The sequence below is a fragment of the Bradyrhizobium sp. JR3.5 genome, assembly GCF_054057015.1.
In genome coordinates this window covers 1,328,322-1,345,317 of the sequence record NZ_JBSRYV010000002.1, presented here as the reverse complement: position 1 = coordinate 1,345,317, position 16,996 = coordinate 1,328,322, and the positions used below count along the sequence as shown (strand labels likewise).

Genomic DNA, 16,996 nt, shown 5'->3' with positions numbered 1-16,996 from the left:
ACAGCGCCGGTCTCGATCATCAACCGATCAACTCGATTTCAAATGACTTCAGCCACACCGCCTCGCGGCTGCAAAACCCTACTTCGCAAATGAGTCTATTCTAGTGATCCAAGTGGTGGGACATCGGCTGCGTTGGCGTCATCAGCCCTAGTTAATAAACCGTGGTGGAATCTTGTTGATGAAAATCAATTGAGAACGGTCGTCCGGCAGCGCATTCGTCAACGGACGTTCTTCGGCGGTTTCACCATACTTGTTCGCCTCGGCGAAAGATGTGTCAAGAAGAGTAGTTGACGCAGGCGCCTATGCAATTCGTGCCAATTCGGTGCTCCTGCGGAGTGACCCGTACTTATACGTGCCGGTTCGGGAACGAACTCCAACGATCGTAGGTCAAGATAGGTGAATAGCGCTGTCGGTAACTGAGAGGCTCGAGCTTCAGTTTTCAATCGACTCATGAGCGCAATAGGTATCCACTAGCGTCATCACCGCTCCGATCTCGGCATTCACCGGTGACAGAGAGTGTTGCGCTCCCGCCTGCCAAAACGAGGGCGCATCACGTGTCCGAAATTCAACCAGACCGGAATGAGTCCGACAACGTGCAGTGCCGGTTCTCCATGACGGCAGCAGGCGCGCGTTCGAGCTATGAGTTCTGCGTGTTTGAGTTTCCCGCGTGCAAGGGATGCCCAAGGGCGATTCATGTCGTCGGTGCAGTCGGAAGCCCGGAAGACCCTATGAAATCGACGGCCTGGAGCAACTGGATTGCAAGCGTCGCTCGTCCGAAAGGCCGCTGTGCGTAATCATGGCGATTCGCTGATGGAGAAGTTCATTCACGAACAGAATCTTGCGCTGTTCAGGAAGCGTCTCGCAGAGGTGAAGACAGACGCTGAGCGAGAGTTGCTTATAAGGTTGTTGGCGGTTGAGAGTGCGAAAGCGCCGCAGCAACAAGATTGAGCCCTCAGGCCAAGATGACCCGCAGCAAGCGTTCCGTCGTTGAGATGTGAGGTCCGGACATTCGAATCGATGTTGGACGGCTTGGGTGTACCGCGGGAGGATTCACCTCAGCCATGCCAAAAAGCCAGCCGCAATCAACCGGGGAAACTGAAGGCAGAGCGCCGCGTTGTTCTTCGCCGGCTAGTGCCGCGGCGTCTCAACGCCACCGACGGCAGACGTTGCCAACGCCCCACACCGCACACCTGCGGACCTGGCGTTTGGTGGTCCTGGCTACGCAGACGTCGCCAACTCGCGTTCGGCCGGCTCCGCATCCGAAGGCGACCATTGTGGTCATGCCGTCGGGCTGATGAAGCGGCGCGGGTGACATGGCCTGCGCCGACGTTGCGACGGCTAGGGCAAAGGCAGCAACTGCGATCATCCTGATCATTAGAATCTCCCGTATCTTCACGTCGAGATTTGACGATGCTTTGTCTTGGTTGGCATACGTTGATCCATATCAAGCTACGGTCGCCCTCCGAGAATCAATTGGACTCAACCAGAGGAGACCCAGCTGAAGTCAGCAATCGTGTTCGCAACTGTCCTGTTGATCGCAGCTCTGGCGGCCGTCAGTTCGAAGGATGCCAGCGCCGCCGTACACTGCCAATATGTGGGCTATCCCTCTGGTTGCATCGTGACGCCTGGCGTCGTGCTCCGGCCGCGCGCCGTCGCCCGCGCTGCCGCCCGCGAAGCGGTGCGTCCCGGAACGCCGATGAATCGCGGGGGTCCCGTCAACCGCGTCGGACGCCGCTGAAGAGTAGAAAGTTCGCTACTCAGCCATGCAGAGCCCCGGCTTGCATGCCGGGCTTTTGCGTGAATCTCCTGTGCAGGAATCCTGGCAGCTATTCATCGATGTCCTGCTCAAGCGTTGGCGCCGGCGCACTCCGGTGAACATCGGCGAACTGTGTAAGCGGCAGTACGGTCTTGAGCGACAGAAGACTGGAGTCGACGACGACCAGCTCGAGGGTGTGTCCTGCCTCCAATTCCTTGATGAGCCTCGGATCGGCGACGTCGGCCGCGATGCAGGCATTGGCGAGACACCAGCTATAGGGGATCGAGTAAGGCGGACCGTGGTCGACCGTGAGCTTGGCCGGGATCTGGAGATACATCCCAACTGGAACGAACAGTTGAAGTCGCGCGGTGCGGTCGCCTTCGCGCTCGACCAGATCGACGCGGACTGCCATCTGGCCGGTTTCGAATGTTCCAGTGATCGTCGTTCTGCAAAGCGTCTTTGCGCCACCTGCCTTGAAGCAGAGCTTCCGCCAGTCTCCGTACTTTATGTCCTTTGTCGTGCGCTCCCCGCGGGGCGAAGCTTCGCCAGCGATCGGTTTCGACGTCACGGACGATTTGTCCCGCGCCTCGGAGTCAGCAATGGAGGAGGCACCAAGAACGAAAGCCACCAGGAGTGATGCGAGAGCGGGGTTTGCGATACTGCGTTGTAGCCGGTCTTGCTTACGTGGATCGTGTGGCACGATTGCACCTCCAGGCGTCGGCGTTTGCCGTTAACGCTGTTCGTCGAGAAATTTCGTCACCAGTGGCGACCAAATCGGAATCGCGTCGGGTGAACCGATGAAAAAGTGTCCGTCGTGGCCGAACGGAGGCAATAGGTGGTATTCGGCCTTGCCGCCCGCGGCGGTGAAGGCCTGGTGCATGCGCTGGGTCAGGGCTGGGCCGAAGAACGTGTCGTTCTCGACATAAATCCACAGCATCGGCACCCGTGAGGTACGGCCAAACTCACCGGTTGCCTGGACCAGCTTGTCGGGCGCGCAATTGTTGTTCGGCTTGCCGCCGACACGGCCGCCGCGGCCGGCGGCAAAGGTGATGATCGCCTTGACTTGTGGCGGGTTCAGGCTCGACAGCCCGATCGAAGCCCAGCCGCCGGCGGATTGCCCGACCACAATAACATCCTTGGGCACGATACGCCTCTCGGCCGCCATGTAATCAATGATCCAGAGGTCAGCCTGGGCGACCGCCATGGCGGGATCGCGAAAATTCGGTTTGGTGCAGTTGCCGACCTTGGAAAAGAATGGACCGTAGTGCCCGCGTTCCGGCAGATCGATGGCAGCCGCGCCGTATCCCGAGCCGACGGGCGCGACCACGAGATAGCCGCGCCTCGCGAACCATTTGGCCGCATCGCGGAATTCAACCAGCGGAAAGAAGCTGCGCTCGGTCGGATTGAGCGAGACACCATGGTTCATGATAGCGAGCGGAAACGGCCCGTCGCCGACCGGGCGGACCACATAGGCGAACATCGGCAATGGCAGCGGCAGAGCCCAGATTTCTTCCTGAATGCGGGGCGAGGCCGCCTTGTCCTCGGCGTGTGTCGGTGCGATCAAACAAGCGAGGCAGAGCAGGGCGGTCACAAGCGAGCCGAACAGTGCGGCAGGTTGCCGAGGCATCGAAACCTCCTTCAGCCGGTGTATGTCAGAGCTACGATGATCGGGCCCAGCACGGTCAGCACGACGTTGCCGACGGCGTATGGCACGGCGACGCCGAGCACCGGCGTCTGGCTTTCGGCAACGTCGCAACATCCGGTCACGGCGGCATCGACCGTCATCGCGCCGGCCAGCGCGCCGCAGGTAATGACCGGATTCATGCGAAGGACGTGATAGGCAAACAAGGTCGCGACGATCAGTGGCACCAGCGTGACGACAAGGCCCATGCCGACCAGCAGAACGCCATGCGCCTGGATAGCTACCCAGGCGGCGTGGCCGTTGCCCAGCCCTACAGCTGCGATGAAGCCGCCGAGGCCGAAGTCGCTCAGGGTCTGCTGCGCAGCGGGCGGCAGCGCGCCCATTGTCGGCCGGCGTGAGCGCAGCCAGCCGCAGACGAGACCCGCAATCAACGCGCCGCCGCCGCCACCGAGCGTTAGCGCGATGCCGCCGACCCTGAAGCTGACGAGACCCGCGAGCAGGCCCGCGGCGATGCCGGTCGCAAGGAAGGCGATGTCGGTTCGGTCGCCGGAACGCAGGATTTGGCCGACTTGCGTGGCGGCGCGCTCGATGTTGCGGGTGCTGCCGACCAACGTCATGACGTCGCCGACGTAGAGCCTGGTATCCGGGCTCAATGGGACCTCACGGCCCATCCGCGTCAGCGTGCGCAAAAAGACGCCGCGTGCATTGTCGCCGACGCGATCGGCGACCTCCTGGAGGGACCGGCCATGGAGCTTGCGGCTGTCCACCAGAACGTCGATTACATTCCCGGGTATCGCCTTCAGAATCTCGTCGGCATCGATTTCGGCGCCGATGACGGGTCTGGCGGCAACAATGGCGGCCGTTCGTCCGGCAATCACGATATCGTCGCCGGCCTCGAGAACAGTGTCCGGATGCGGTTCGATATCCGCGCCTTGGCGCACGATCCGCTCGATCACAGTGCGGCTGCCGATCTCGTCTTCGATCGCCCTGACGGTTCGGCCGGCTGCCGCCGCAACGCGATAGGCGCGGGCCTGGAACTTGCGATAATGCAGGTTCTCGGCCTTCGGAGGCTTGCCGCCCGAAAGCTCGATCTCGAGCTTCTTCGCTTCTTCCTTGAGGTTGATCCCCATCAGCTTCGGCGCGAATAGCGGGACGTAGATGAGCGTAAGGATGTAGCCGAGCACATAGGTGACCGCGTAACCGGCTGCGATATTCGCCTCCTGCTGTTCCAGCGCAGCTTTTGGGAGCCCGAGCTGGTTTAGCGCGCTGGATGCGGTCCCGATCACGGAGGATTGCGTCAGGGCACCGGCTGCGAGACCCGATGCCGTGCCGGGATCGAGCCCGAAGGCAAAAGCAAAAATGAGCACGATGGCGAGACCGGTGCCGCCGAGCACCAGCGCCAGTGCAACCTGTGCAAGCGTCCGCATGCTCAAGGAGGCAAAGAACTCCGGCCCTGAACGGTAGCCGATGGTGAATACGAACAGGCTGAAGAGAACAACCCTCAGCACGGAAGGAAACGTAAAGCTGCCGAGCTGTCCGATGAGGACTGCCACGATCAGCGTGCACGCCGTCGTGCCGAAAGAAAATCCACGTACCTTGACGCGGCCGAGAATGGTGCCGAGCGCGATCGCTGACAGTAGAAAGATTTCGGGAGCGGTGGCGATGATCCACCTGACCGTATCCATAGCCGTACGCCCCAAGTGTCATTGATTGAGTTCAATTGAGCCCTCCAACCCGGATGAAGGCTTGATCCAAATCAATCCTCTCACGCGCCGAGGCGTCGTTGATGCAACGATGCATGACCGGTGACACACAACGTCCCAAACATGAGTTCACAGGATATCGCAGCCATTCCATTGCCGCCCCGCGACGAAGCCGTGTCGATTGCACTGCTGCTGGCGTTTGTCGGCGGTTATCTCGACGCCTACACCTGGATCATCCATGGCGTAATGGCCAATGCCCAAACCGCCAATCTCGTTCTGCTCTGGGTCTATGGCACGGCGGGCAATTGGGGCGACGCGCTCCGCTTCGTGCCTCCGATCCTGGCATTTGCGATCGGCATCGTCGCCGCCGCGTGGCTGCGCCGGGCCAGCGGCGAGCGGGCCAGCGCGATCAACACGTTGATCGAGATCCTGCTGCTGGTCGCGATCGGCATTTTGCATAACCGGCTGCCGGATCTCGCGGGAACGCTGGGGATATCCTTCGTCGCCGCCATGCAGACTGCCATCTTCACCAAGGTCGAGGGCGTGGCCTACAGCTCGGTGATGATCACCGGCAACATGCGCCAGGCGATCGAAGGCGTTTTCCTTGCGCTATGCAGCGGCGGTCCGCTCGGGACGCTCCGCCGCTCGGGCATCTTTACCGGGCTATGCATCGCCTTCGGCCTCGGGGCGGCCGTCGGTGCCTTTGCGACCGAGAACATCCCGGATCTGGCGCTCGGGATTCCCGTGACTGCCCTGGTGATCGTTATGCTGCGTTGCGAAGTTCAACCTAACGAGGCAAGCCCATGAATTCGCAATCTGAGCAGCGAGCAGGTTGGACACGGTTTTTTCCGCCTTCCGACTGGCTTGTCGGCTATCGCGCTGAATGGTTGTCCTTCGACGCAATTGCCGGAATAACGCTGGCCGCTTACGCGATCCCGGTATCGCTGGCCTATGCCGCGCTTGCCGGCTTGCCGCCCCAGGTTGGGATCTACGGCTACATGCTTGGCGGCATCGGCTACGCGGTGCTCGGCTCGTCCCGCCAGCTCGCGATTGGTCCGACATCCGCGATCTCGCTCATGATCGCCAGCACCGTCGGGGCGCTCGCGAGCGGAGACGCGGTGCGATACGCGCAAATCGCCAGTCTTGCGGCATTCGCAGTGGCTGTCCTGTGCTTTATCTCCTGGCTGTTCAAGCTCAGCGTCCTCGTCCGCCTGGTCAGCGACAGCATCCTGGTCGGCTTCAAGGCCGGCGCCGGGCTCACCATCATCGTGAGTCAGCTTCCGAGCCTGTTTGGCGTCGCCGGTGGCGGTCACAATTTCTTCGAGCGCGTGTTTCAGCTCGCGGGTCAGCTTGGCGGCGTCAATCTCCTCATCGTGGCGATCGGCACGGCGGCGCTTGTGCTGCTGCTGCTCGGCGAACGGCTTCTGCCAGGCAAGCCGGTCGGAATCACGATCGTGGCGCTCTCGATCGTGGTTGCAACACTGCTCGGTCTTCCGGCCGCGGGCGTGCCGGTCACCGGGAAAATCCCGGAGGGACTGCCCGCACTCGGGCTTCCGACGTTTGGTCTTTTGGAGTTCGACGATCTCTTTCCGCTCGCGGCGGGATGCGTGCTGCTGGCTTACATAGAGGGGGTCTCGGCGGCCCGCAGTTTTGCGGCCAAGCACGGCTACAATCTGGATGCACGGCAGGAATTTTTGGGGCTCGGCGCCGCGAATCTCGCGGCGGCGTTCGGTCACGGGTATCCCGTCGCGGGCGGCCTGTCGCAGTCCGCGGTGAATGATAATGCAGGTGCGCGCACGCCGTTGGCTCTCGTGATCTGCTCAGCGACCCTGGCGCTCTGCCTGCTGTTTTTCACTGGACTATTGACTAATCTGCCAAAAGCCGTACTGGCCGCCATCGTCTTCGTCGCCGTGTACAGGCTGGTCGACATCCGGGCGCTGATGCGGATGTGGCAGGTCAGCCGGCTTGATTTCTATGCCGCGGCGATTGCGCTGGTGTCCGTACTCCTCCTCGGAATTTTGCAGGGCGTGCTGCTGGCGGCGATTGCGTCCATATTCCTGCTGCTGGCACGCGCATCGAGCCCGAACATCGCGTTCCTCGGGCGCCTTCCTGGAACCGGGCGTTATTCCGACAGCGCCCGACATGAGGGCGTGGAGCCGCTCGTTGGCGTGATCGCTTTTCGCCCCGAAGCCTCGCTGCTTTACATCAACGCCGAGACAATTTTGGGCTCTGTTTTAGGTGTGCTCGGGAAATCGTCCGACATCAAGCTCGTTGCCTGCGACCTTTCGGCATCGCCCTACATCGATCTGGCGGGTGCGGGCATGTTGCGCGATCTCCATGATGAGCTCGCCGCCCGTCACGTCGCGTTCTGTATCGTCGGCGCGCATGCGCAATTGCGCGACCTGCTGCGGGCGGAAGGATTGGCGGAAAAGACCGACAGCGGTCTTTGGCTCCGGTCGCTCGACAGCGTGCTTGGCAACGGTAAGGCCAACTGACGCTCTGATCTCGGAGCCGGGCGATCCTCTCGGCCTCCCGGGCGCATTATTGCAGTGCGATGACGTATGCGCCCCGTGATCGTCATCGGAAATCTTGAGTTGAGTATCGCCGGCAACCGTTGACTTGGATCAAGGGAGCACGAGGGAAGGGAGCCACGGTGCCTCATCAGCTTTGCCCACCAGTCGGGAGACAGGGACATGCCCAAGGACGCCAAGCCCACCCAGAAGCGGATCGATCAATTCTTTTCCGGCCCCGGTGGGCGCGGGGACGACTGGCGTGACCTGGTTGAAGCCGCAAAGGCATGGGCCCAGGGTGGCGACCGCGCGAACTACGATGCGGTCTTGGCCGATATCGCGGTGACAGAGGAATTTCATGGTTATCCCGGCTTGTACTTGATGGCCGCATTGAAAGAGGCGGCGACGTCCGGCGACGCGGCGGCCTCGCTCCTGCTTTCGACGCGGATTGCGCAGGCGCTGACGACAAAGTCCTTCCGTCAGCACGCCGGCGACTGGAATGTAAATGACGAAGCCGAGGGTGACGTTCCGGATCTGCTGCCGCCCGCGTTCGGACGGAAAGAGGCGCACCGCCCCTACTTTGAGACCCTGATCGTCACCGGCGTTTCTTCCAACAATTGGCCGGGGCTCTGCACGGAATGGCGCAAGCTGAGGCGTCCGATCGACTCGTTCGTCTACGAGCCTGTCGTTGTCGGCAGCCTCGAAGACGCATTCTGCGCAGCCGTCCTGAATCCAGATCTTGCCGCCGTCGTGATCAACGAGGGCTTCACGCTTCGCTCGCGTCATGACGCGCCTGTGCTTCGTGCCCTGATGGCCTCGATGGGCCCACAGATGGAGTCCGATCTTTCTGCGCTGCGGCTCGCACAGATCATCAAGCGGCTGCGTCCCGAGCTTGATATTTATCTGATGTCCAATCGCAACGTAGAGGAGATGGCCGGCAACCCCGAGGCCAACGTGGTACGCCGCATCTTCTATTCGATCGAGGAAATTCTGGAGCTGCACCTCTGCATTCTGGAAGGCGTCCAGGATCGGTATGACACGCCGTTCTTCGACAATCTCAAGAAATATGCGCAACGTCCGATCGGGACGTTCCATGCGTTGCCCATCGCCCGCGGCAAGTCGATCTTCAAGTCCGACTGGATCCGCGATATGGGCGAATTCTACGGCCCGAACCTGTTCCTGGCCGAGAGCAGCGCGACCACAGGCGGCCTCGACAGCTTGCTGGAACCAACCGGTAACATCAAGACGGCACAGGACAAGGCGGCGCGCGCGTTCGGCGCGGACCACGTGTTCTTCGTGACCAACGGGACCTCGACCTCCAACAAGATGGCGGTGCAAGCGTTGCTCGGTCCGGGCGACATCGCCATCGTCGACCGCAATTGCCACAAGTCGCATCATTACGGGATGGTGCTCGCCGGCGCGCAACCGCTGTACGTCGAAGCGTTCCCGATGACGGAATATTCGATGTATGGAGCCGTGCCGCTGAAGACGATCAAGCAGGCTCTGCTGCATGCGAAGGCCGACGGCCGGCTCGACAGGATCAAGATGGTTGACCTGACCAACTGCACCTTCGACGGCCACATCTACAATGCCCGACGCGTGATGGAGGAATGCCTGGCGATCAAGCCGAACCTGATCTTTCTATGGGATGAAGCCTGGTTCGGCTTCGCACGCTTCTCGCCGTTCCTGAGGCCGCGGACCGCGATGGGCGCCGCCAACGACATCGAGGCGTGGATGCACGACCCGAAATCTGTCGCGGCTTACGAGAAGCAGCAGGCGGAACTTGGCAAAAATCCGTCTGATGAACTCTTGCTCAAGACCCGGCTGATTCCCGACCCGCGCCAGATCCGCCTGCGCGTGTACCAGACCAACTCGACCCACAAATCGATGTCCGCGCTGCGGCAAGGCTCCATGCTGTTCGTCAAGGATGTCGAATTCCACACCGTCGAGGCCCAGTTTCACGAGGCGGTGTTCACGCATGCTTCGACCAGTCCCAACCAGCAGCTGATCGGGAGCCTCGACGTCGCGCGGCGACAGATGGAGCTCGAAGGCTATGGCCTCGTTAACAATGCCTTTGAGATTGCGTTCGCCATCCGTCAGGCTGTCGCCAACAATGCGCTGATCTCGAAGTATTTCCACATCCTCGGTGCGGACGGCATGGTGCCGGCGCAGTATCGACAAACCGGGTTCGTCGACTACCTGGCGCCCGATACGAACTGGGTTACGGCTCTGAAGAGCTTCCAGGAGGATGAATTCTGCCTCGATCCGACCCGGATGACGCTCGTATGCGGCACCGCCGGTTTTGATGGCACTCAATTCAAGGGCATTCTGGCGAACAAGTACGGCATCCAGGTCAACAAGACCTCGCGCAATTCGGTGTTGTTCCAGTCCAACATCAACAACACGCGCAGTGACGTCGCGCATCTGATCCGGGTGCTGATGGAGATTGCCAGCGAGGTCGACCGGGGCCTGGCGCAAGGCGGCGCCAATGCAAGGAAGACCTTCGAGGCGCGGGTGAAGAGCCTGATGACCGACGTGCCGGACTTGCCGAATTTCTCGCATTTTCACTCGAGTTTCCGCGGCGATGCGGGCGCAAAGACCAACGAAGGCGACATCCGCAGCGGCTTCTATTCGGCCTATGACGCGGCAGGATGCGAATATATCCGGCTTGCCGATCCCGAGATCGATCGTCGCCTGAAGGGAGGTCCGGATCTCGTCTCGGCCAATTTCGTGATCCCGTATCCGCCGGGCTTCCCGATCATGGTACCGGGCCAGGTCATCACGCAGGAAACCATCGACTTCATGCGGAAGCTCGATGTCAAGGAAATCCATGGCTACGACGCAAAGGAAGGGCTGAAGCTCGTGCGCGCGGAGGCCCTGATGAAGATCGGAAAGCTCAAGCCCGGCGCAGCGCCGAAACTGAAGGCCGCGTCATAAGGGAGAACGAACGTGCAGGGCTTTTTCACATTTCTTCAGCAAAATCCGTTCTTGCTGCTGTTCTTCGTTGTCGGGCTCGCGGTGTGGATTGGCCGGGCCAGCATCAAGGGCTATGGCCTCGGCATGGTTGCCGGCGCCATCGTGGTCGGCGCGGGTCTATCCGTCTGGGGTTCAACTTACGGGGTCAAGCTCGAGCTGAACAATTTTGCCAAGAGCCTGTTTTACTACCTCTTCATGTACGGCGTTGGGCTACGTGTAGGGCCTTCCTTCATCAACAGTCTGAAGGGTGACGGTCTCAAATTCTGCGTATTGGCGCTGGTCTCGAGCGTGCTCGGGTTGGCGCTTGTCGTCATCGGCGCAAAGCTCTTCTCGCTGCCCATCGGCGCGGCAGGTGGCATGCTGGCGGGTTCGCAGACCATGTCGGCGGCGATCGGCTCGGCGGAGCAGGCAATCACTTCCGGCGTGGTGAAGCTGCCGGAAGGGATGAAGCCCGAGGACGCGACCGGCATGATCGCACTGTCTTACGGCATCACCTACATCTGGGGCACCGTTGGCATCATCCTGATCTGCAAATACCTGCCGCGTTGGTGGGGAGTTGACGCCAAGGCTGCGGCGAAGCAGTACGAACAGGAATTCGGGGTCAAGGATCTCGAAGGCGGCGGCCTCACCGGCTATCGGCAATTTGGCTTGCGCGCATACCGGTTGGAAAACGCTGCCCAAGTCGGCATGAGCATCGCCGGCTTCCGAAAGAGCAATCCCGAGTATCGTATCATCAACGTGTTGCGTGCGGGCGAATCGTTGGGGGCCGATCCCGATCTCGTCCTGCAAAGGGGTGACGTCATCGCATTGGGTGGCGCGACCGAGCATCTCACCGACAAAATGGGGCTGATCGGTCCCGAGGTCGCGGACGCCAAGGCGCTCAGCGTGCCCATGGATCAGGCGGATATTCTCGTCACTAACAAGGAAGTTGTCGGGCGGACCTTCGAATCCTTCCGCGACAAGGCGCTTGCCGGCCAATTGCAGGTCACGAAAGTCGAGCGCGGAGGCGTGCAGATTCCGGCAGGCCTCAAGACCGAGCTGCAACGGATGGATATCATTTCGGTGGTCGGTCTGAAGTCCGCCGTCAGCGAGCTTGGCGAGATGTGGGGACGCATCGCGCGAACCAACACGTCGACGGATTTACTGACGCTTGCCGTGGGAATGATCATCGGTTTCCTGATTGGCATGATCGAATTTCCGGCCTTCGGCGCCAAGATCGGTCTTGGCAACGCCGGCGGCCTTTTGCTGTCGGGCGTGATCGTATCGTCGATCGTGTCGCGGCTGCGTTTCTTCGGCAATACGCCGAACGCGGCGCGTAATGTGCTGGAGGATCTCGGCCTTATCGTATTCGTCGCAATCGTCGGCGTGAATGCGGGAGCGGGCCTGCTTGCACAGCTCTCGGGCGCCGTCGCGCTCAAGATATTCATCGTCGGCTTCGTCGCCTGCACCATTCCCCCGTTCATCGTCTGGGCGATTGGCTTTCATATCTTCAAGATCAATCCAGCCGTGCTGATGGGCGGTGTCGCCGGTGCACGATCGCATTCAGGTCCGTGCCGCGAGGCCGCGGTGGAAATCCAGAGTTCCGTACCCTGGATCGGATTCCCGGTCGGCTATGCCGTTTCGGGCATCCTGCTTACCGTATTCGGTTACTTCGCGATGCTCCTGGCCCAATAGCCTGGCGTCATAACCTCAGAGGACAGAAAGCCATGAGAAGATTTGCTATCCCCACCGTTTTCGTCGCCCTTCTTGCAGGCGTAGCTGGCTTCAGCACGCCATCGCGTGCCGAGACCGGTCAGGTCGGCGTGATCTTCACCAAAGGCGGATTCATCGTTGGGGTCGGCGGCGGTGAGGGCGTGCTCATTCTTCGCGGCAAGCGATACCCATTTACCGTATCCGGCATGAGCGTCGGTTTCACGATCGGCGCATCGACCACCAAGCTTGTCGGCCGGGCCATCAATCTCAGGGGGCCGGCTTCGATCGAAGGCTCTTACGCCGTGGCCGGAGCGGGTGGCGCGATTGCGGCTGGCGCAGGAGGCGTGCAATTGCAGAACAGCAATGGGGTGATCCTGCAGCTCAGCGGCCCGAAAGTAGGCGCGGAGGTGTCGGCCGCAGTAGGCGGTGTGACGATTCGCTTGAAATAGTGGCGCGAGCGATTGGGCCGCGCGATGCGCGGCCTGGTCTGCTCAATACCGCTCCGCGACGAATCTCATCCCGCGCAGGCCCGCCTGGTCGTTGTAACGCCCTTTGTCGGAACGCTTCGGCAGCTTGACCTTGTCCTTCCTGACGCGCTTGTGCGGGATCGCCTTCAGGAGATGCGCGATGCAATTGAGCCTCGCGCGCCGTTTGTCGTCGGATCGGATGACATACCAAGGTGCGTGCTTCGTGCTCGTCTTTCTCAACATCAGGTCGCGGGCGCGCGAATAGTCGTACCAGCGCCGATAGGATTCCAGATCCATCGGGCTCAGCTTCCATTGTCGTACCGGATCGTCAATACGCGCCTTGAAGCGGCGCTCCTGCTCATCCATTCCGACCTCGAGCCAGATCTTGATCAAGATGATGCCGCCGTCGATGATGTACTTCTCCATCTGGGGGCAGAGCGAAAGAAAGCGGTCGTGCTCGGCGGGCGTACAGAAGCCCATCACATATTCGACGCCGGCGCGGTTGTACCAGCTCCGGTCGAAGATCACGATCTCGCCGCCGGCCGGAAACTGCTCCATGTAGCGCTGGAAGAAGAGTTGTGTTTTTTCTCGATCCGACGGCGCCGGAAGCGCGACGACGCGAAACACGCGGGGACTGACCTTCTCTGTGATCGCCTTGATCGTGCCGCCCTTGCCGGCGGCGTCCCGGCCTTCGAACAGGACGATGACCCGAAGCTTATTCGCCCTCACGAAGTCCTGAAGATGGCAAAGCTCGACCTGAAGCTTTTCGAGCTCCTTCTCGTATTCCTTGCGCTTCATCCGCTCCGCGGGCTCGTCTTTTGCCATGCGCATTTTTCGCTATTTCAGGTTCAAAGCGACCGAACGGCCTTCAATCTCCCCAGGAGATGGTGATGCCGATGTCGCCAGGCACGCCGCCCGGAAAATCAATGATCTGGTAGGCGATGCGATAGCCACGTGGCTTCAGATAATCCGTCCAGAGCTGGAAAATCTCCTTCGGGATTCCCGTCAGGGTGTTCTCCCAGCCAGCTTCCATCTGATTGATGGCGCGGCCCTTGTCTGTGCACAGCGTATTGGGGAAGCGATAGACCTGGACGTCCGTCATCCCATTTCGTACCGCACGCTGGATGATGGTGGAGGCGAGCTTGATCTTTTCCTCCTCGGTCTTGCCTGACGGTTTGCTCAATCGATCGATCAAGGCGTGTTTCTCGGCCTCGGCTGCGGCGGCAAGGCGGGCATATTCGTCCACCTTTTCGGCCTCCTTGAGCGCTGCTTCCTTCCGGATTTGCATCGCGTTGGGAATGAGATCGTCGATGGCGTTGGACATGGCTGACGCCTCCCGGTCGGTTTGCTGCTCCAGCGTTCCTGTAAGGGTAGGGCCGGAAGGGCTCGATCCCTTGATCCAGATCAAGCGGGCTCATCCCCGGTTTGGTCAATCTGGGGATTGGCTACGGGAGCCGGCCGGTTGCCGTCAAGGGAGGGAACGTTGAGCGAGCAGCTTCACCCGATGGCGCCGCACCATCTGCCCTTCTATCTGGCCCCGGCGAACGGGACCGATACGCTGATGGTGCTGATGGGGATCTTCCTGGTTGGCGCCGTATTCTGGGTCGGAACGATCTACTGGCGCCTGCACAGCCTCCCCGAGCGGATGGCGCACAAGTCACAGAAGCTGCAATTCGAAATCGTGGCCATTCTCGGCCTGCTGTCCTTGTTCACGCATAACCATCTCTTCTGGGTGATAGGACTGTTTCTCGCGCTGATCGATATTCCCGATTTCGGCACCCCGCTGCGCAGCATTGCCGATTCGGTGGAGAAGATCGCCGAGACGACGCCGGGAGACGGAAACGAAGCCGCGCCGTCACCTCTGCCGGCCGACGGCCAAGCCAATTCTCCGCCGACTGAGAAGCCCGGTCCGGTGAAGGCGAGGGAGCAAAGCAATGTTTGAGCTTATGTTCTGCTCCCTGTTGACGATACTGCCTGACTATCTGTTCCGCCGCTACGCCCAAGGCAAGCGCTTCGGCAAGGAGATCACGTTCTATTCGGTCTGGTATGAGCTGCGATGGGGCATCACCGGCTGCCTGATGCTCACGATATCGCTGATCACGATGATCTTCTATTTTCATCCGGCGACCAACTCAGCCGCGTTGTATTTTCGCACGATCCCAATTCTCCCTGAAGGTTCGGGACGGGTGGCCGAGGTCGATCTCGGCTATAGCGCAGCGGTGAAGAAGGGCGACGTGCTGTTCAAACTTGACAGCTCAAAGCAGGAGGCGGCCTTCGAAACCGCCAGGCGCAAGGTCGCCGAGGTCGATGCGTCCATGGAAACCGCGCAGTCAGACGTGGTCAAGGCCGAAGCCCAGATCCAGGAGGCCAGGGCGAACCATCAACAAGCCAGGGACGAACTGGAGGTCAAGACCGAACTGCAGCGCCGCAATCCCGGCATTGTGCCGCAGCGCGATATCGAAAAGCTCCAGGTACTGGTCGATCAGCGGCAGGCTGGAATCGATGCCGCCACTGCGGCCAAGCAATCGACGACGTTGCGGGTCTCGGCACTCTTGCCGGCGGAGAAGGCAAGCGCCGAAGCGGCGCTGGCGCAGGCCCAGGTTGATCTCGACAAGACCGTCGTCCGCGCCGGCGTCAACGGCCGGGTCGAGCAGTTCCTTCTTCGTGTCGGCGATATTGTCAACCCGCTGATGCGTCCCGCGGGGATACTCATACCCGAAGGCGCCGGTCAGCGCGCGGTGCTCGCCGGATTTGGTCAGATCGAGGCCCAGGTGATGAAGGAAGGAATGCCGGCCGAGGCGGCCTGCATGTCCAAGCCATGGGTGATTATTCCGATGGTGGTCACGACTGTTCAGGACTACGTCGCCACAGGTCAGTTTCGCGGTGGGGAGCAGTTGATCGAGGCCCAGAACATCGCAAAGCCCGGTACGATTCTGGTGTACCTCGAGCCGCTTTACAAAGGCGGTCTCGAAGGGGTCACGGCGGGCAGCAGTTGCATCGTCAACGCCTACACCAGCAACCACGAGGAGATTTCCGCCAAGGACACCAGCGTCGGTCGGAAGATCGCGTTGCACGTCGTCGACGGCGTCGGCCTCGTACATGCCATGCTTCTGCGAATCCAGGCGTTAGTGCTGCCGATCCAGACGCTTGTGCTGGGCGGTCACTGAAGACGTAAGAAGGAGTGAATGGATGGTTTGTCCACGAAAACTCGGCACCTTGGCTGGATTGCTGTTCGCTTCAGTGGTCGCGACGGCCGGGCGTGCGGATGCTGTCGACCTCAATGGCGCCTGGGTCGGCGACGCCGATCAGTGCGACAAGGTGTTCACCCGCCAGGGCGGAAAGCCCGGCTTCACCGAGATGTCCGACGTCTATGGCGGCGGCTTCATCATCGATGGTGACCAGATCATCGGCAAATTCGCGCACTGCAGGATCAAGTCCAGAAAGGAGAGCGGCCCGAGCGTCAACCTGATCGCAGGCTGTGCAACCGACATCATGCTGTCGAGCGTTCAGTTCAGCGTGAAGGAACTGGATGCGAACAGTATTGTTCGGCTGTTCCCCGGCATGGACGGCATGGAGATCACCTATCACCGCTGCCCGATCCGATAAAATCGAAGGCAACCAGGAGAGTCCGCATGAGCGGGGGCGTCGTACCGTGAGGTTATGCAGGTTGTTCGTCGCGGCGACGTTCGTCATCGCCTGCCAAACGATAACGCAGCGGTCAGATGCCTTCGAGCTCGCGGGCGCTTGGGCGGCCAAAGCGGATCAATGCAGCAAGGTGTTTGCGCGGAAGGGGCGCGCAAATCAGGTCGATTTCACCAACTTCTCTGGCGCCTATGGCGGTGGCTTCCTCGTCGAGGCCAACCGCCTGCGCAGCAAGTTTGAAACCTGCACGATCAAGGCCAGAAAGGACGACGGTGAATCCATCAATCTGGTTGTCGCTTGTGCGAACGGTGTCATGCTTTCCAACATCCAGTTCTTCCTGAAGGTCATCGATGACGATACGGTCACGCGGCTATTCCCGGGCGTGGACGGGATGGATACGAACTATCACCGTTGCAAGATCTAGCCCGCCGGCTCGTCTGCGCGCCGATCAACCTGCAAAATTCAGGGTCAAAGCCAGGGCGCTCCGATATTCCTCAAATACCTCGAGCCAATGGAGTCCTGGTATGGAGCCTGTCACGACATTTGAACTGATGATGCGACCCGCGCTGAGCGTCGCTGTTCTTTTGCGCGCGGCTGGCGCCGCAGCC

Annotated in this window: 16 protein-coding genes; 11 read left to right on the top strand and 5 right to left on the bottom strand. The window is 60.8% G+C overall.

The window, feature by feature from the left end; translation table 11 throughout:
* Positions 1-810 precede the first annotated feature (810 nt).
* Both ACVWW1_RS23150 and ACVWW1_RS23145 read left to right on the top strand, forming a co-directional pair.
* Positions 811-948, top strand: a complete 138-nt coding sequence (locus tag ACVWW1_RS23150; protein ID WP_456657557.1) for a hypothetical protein — start codon at positions 811-813, stop codon at positions 946-948.
* 565 nt (positions 949-1,513) lie between these two features.
* On the top strand, positions 1,514-1,738 hold the full coding sequence (locus tag ACVWW1_RS23145; RefSeq protein ID WP_456657556.1) for a hypothetical protein: 225 nt from the start codon (positions 1,514-1,516) through the stop codon (positions 1,736-1,738).
* Between the two features lie 88 nt (positions 1,739-1,826).
* On the opposite strand, the gene ACVWW1_RS23140 is transcribed toward ACVWW1_RS23145, so the two are convergent.
* From ACVWW1_RS23140 to ACVWW1_RS23130, 3 genes are all read right to left on the bottom strand, one after another.
* Positions 1,827-2,384 carry an invasion associated locus B family protein gene (locus tag ACVWW1_RS23140; RefSeq protein ID WP_456657555.1) on the bottom strand — a complete coding sequence of 186 codons (558 nt, stop codon included), beginning with the start codon at positions 2,382-2,384 and terminating at the stop codon, positions 1,827-1,829.
* A gap of 102 nt (positions 2,385-2,486) precedes the next feature.
* On the bottom strand, positions 2,487-3,383 hold the full coding sequence (locus ACVWW1_RS23135) for an alpha/beta hydrolase family protein (protein WP_456657554.1): 897 nt from the start codon (positions 3,381-3,383) through the stop codon (positions 2,487-2,489).
* A gap of 11 nt (positions 3,384-3,394) precedes the next feature.
* Positions 3,395-5,083 (bottom strand): aspartate:alanine exchanger family transporter, encoded by a 1,689-nt coding sequence (locus ACVWW1_RS23130; protein WP_456657553.1) that lies wholly within the window; start codon positions 5,081-5,083, stop codon positions 3,395-3,397.
* 141 nt (positions 5,084-5,224) lie between these two features.
* On the opposite strand from ACVWW1_RS23130, the gene ACVWW1_RS23125 reads away from it, so the two are divergent.
* The 5 genes from ACVWW1_RS23125 to ACVWW1_RS23105 all read left to right on the top strand — a co-directional run bounded on the left by ACVWW1_RS23125 (position 5,225) and on the right by ACVWW1_RS23105 (position 12,728).
* Positions 5,225-5,908 carry a YoaK family protein gene (locus ACVWW1_RS23125; protein WP_456657552.1) on the top strand — a complete coding sequence of 228 codons (684 nt, stop codon included), beginning with the start codon at positions 5,225-5,227 and terminating at the stop codon, positions 5,906-5,908.
* On the top strand, positions 5,905-7,596 hold the full coding sequence (locus tag ACVWW1_RS23120) for a SulP family inorganic anion transporter (protein WP_456657551.1): 1,692 nt from the start codon (positions 5,905-5,907) through the stop codon (positions 7,594-7,596). The genes ACVWW1_RS23125 and ACVWW1_RS23120 overlap by 4 nt, the downstream gene beginning before the upstream one ends.
* A 198-nt stretch (positions 7,597-7,794) precedes the next feature.
* Complete coding sequence (locus ACVWW1_RS23115) at positions 7,795-10,548, top strand: decarboxylase (RefSeq protein ID WP_456657550.1); 2,754 nt, start codon at positions 7,795-7,797, stop codon at positions 10,546-10,548.
* A 12-nt stretch (positions 10,549-10,560) separates the two neighbouring features.
* The gene (locus ACVWW1_RS23110) at positions 10,561-12,261 is read left to right on the top strand and encodes an aspartate:alanine exchanger family transporter (protein ID WP_176529382.1); all 1,701 of its coding nucleotides are present in this window, start codon (positions 10,561-10,563) and stop codon (positions 12,259-12,261) included.
* A 32-nt stretch (positions 12,262-12,293) separates the two neighbouring features.
* Positions 12,294-12,728: a hypothetical protein gene (locus ACVWW1_RS23105; protein WP_456657549.1), complete on the top strand. Its 435-nt coding sequence runs from the start codon at positions 12,294-12,296 to the stop codon at positions 12,726-12,728.
* A 42-nt stretch (positions 12,729-12,770) separates the two neighbouring features.
* On the opposite strand, the gene ppk2 is transcribed toward ACVWW1_RS23105, so the two are convergent.
* Both ppk2 and ACVWW1_RS23095 read right to left on the bottom strand, forming a co-directional pair.
* On the bottom strand, positions 12,771-13,571 hold the full coding sequence (ppk2, locus tag ACVWW1_RS23100) for a polyphosphate kinase 2 (RefSeq protein ID WP_456657548.1): 801 nt from the start codon (positions 13,569-13,571) through the stop codon (positions 12,771-12,773).
* A gap of 43 nt (positions 13,572-13,614) precedes the next feature.
* Entirely contained in the window at positions 13,615-14,070 is a 456-nt protein-coding gene (locus ACVWW1_RS23095) for a hypothetical protein (protein WP_456660658.1), read from the bottom strand.
* Positions 14,071-14,250: 180 nt separating this feature from the next.
* On the opposite strand from ACVWW1_RS23095, the gene ACVWW1_RS23090 reads away from it, so the two are divergent.
* The 4 genes from ACVWW1_RS23090 to ACVWW1_RS23075 all read left to right on the top strand — a co-directional run bounded on the left by ACVWW1_RS23090 (position 14,251) and on the right by ACVWW1_RS23075 (position 16,812).
* The gene (locus ACVWW1_RS23090; RefSeq protein ID WP_456660657.1) at positions 14,251-14,688 is read left to right on the top strand and encodes a hypothetical protein; all 438 of its coding nucleotides are present in this window, start codon (positions 14,251-14,253) and stop codon (positions 14,686-14,688) included.
* Positions 14,681-15,913 carry an HlyD family secretion protein gene (locus tag ACVWW1_RS23085; RefSeq protein ID WP_456657547.1) on the top strand — a complete coding sequence of 411 codons (1,233 nt, stop codon included), beginning with the start codon at positions 14,681-14,683 and terminating at the stop codon, positions 15,911-15,913. The genes ACVWW1_RS23090 and ACVWW1_RS23085 overlap by 8 nt, the downstream gene beginning before the upstream one ends.
* A gap of 22 nt (positions 15,914-15,935) precedes the next feature.
* Positions 15,936-16,352 (top strand): hypothetical protein, encoded by a 417-nt coding sequence (locus tag ACVWW1_RS23080; RefSeq protein ID WP_456657546.1) that lies wholly within the window; start codon positions 15,936-15,938, stop codon positions 16,350-16,352.
* Positions 16,353-16,413: 61 nt separating this feature from the next.
* Complete coding sequence (locus ACVWW1_RS23075; RefSeq protein ID WP_456657545.1) at positions 16,414-16,812, top strand: hypothetical protein; 399 nt, start codon at positions 16,414-16,416, stop codon at positions 16,810-16,812.
* Positions 16,813-16,996 lie beyond the last annotated feature (184 nt).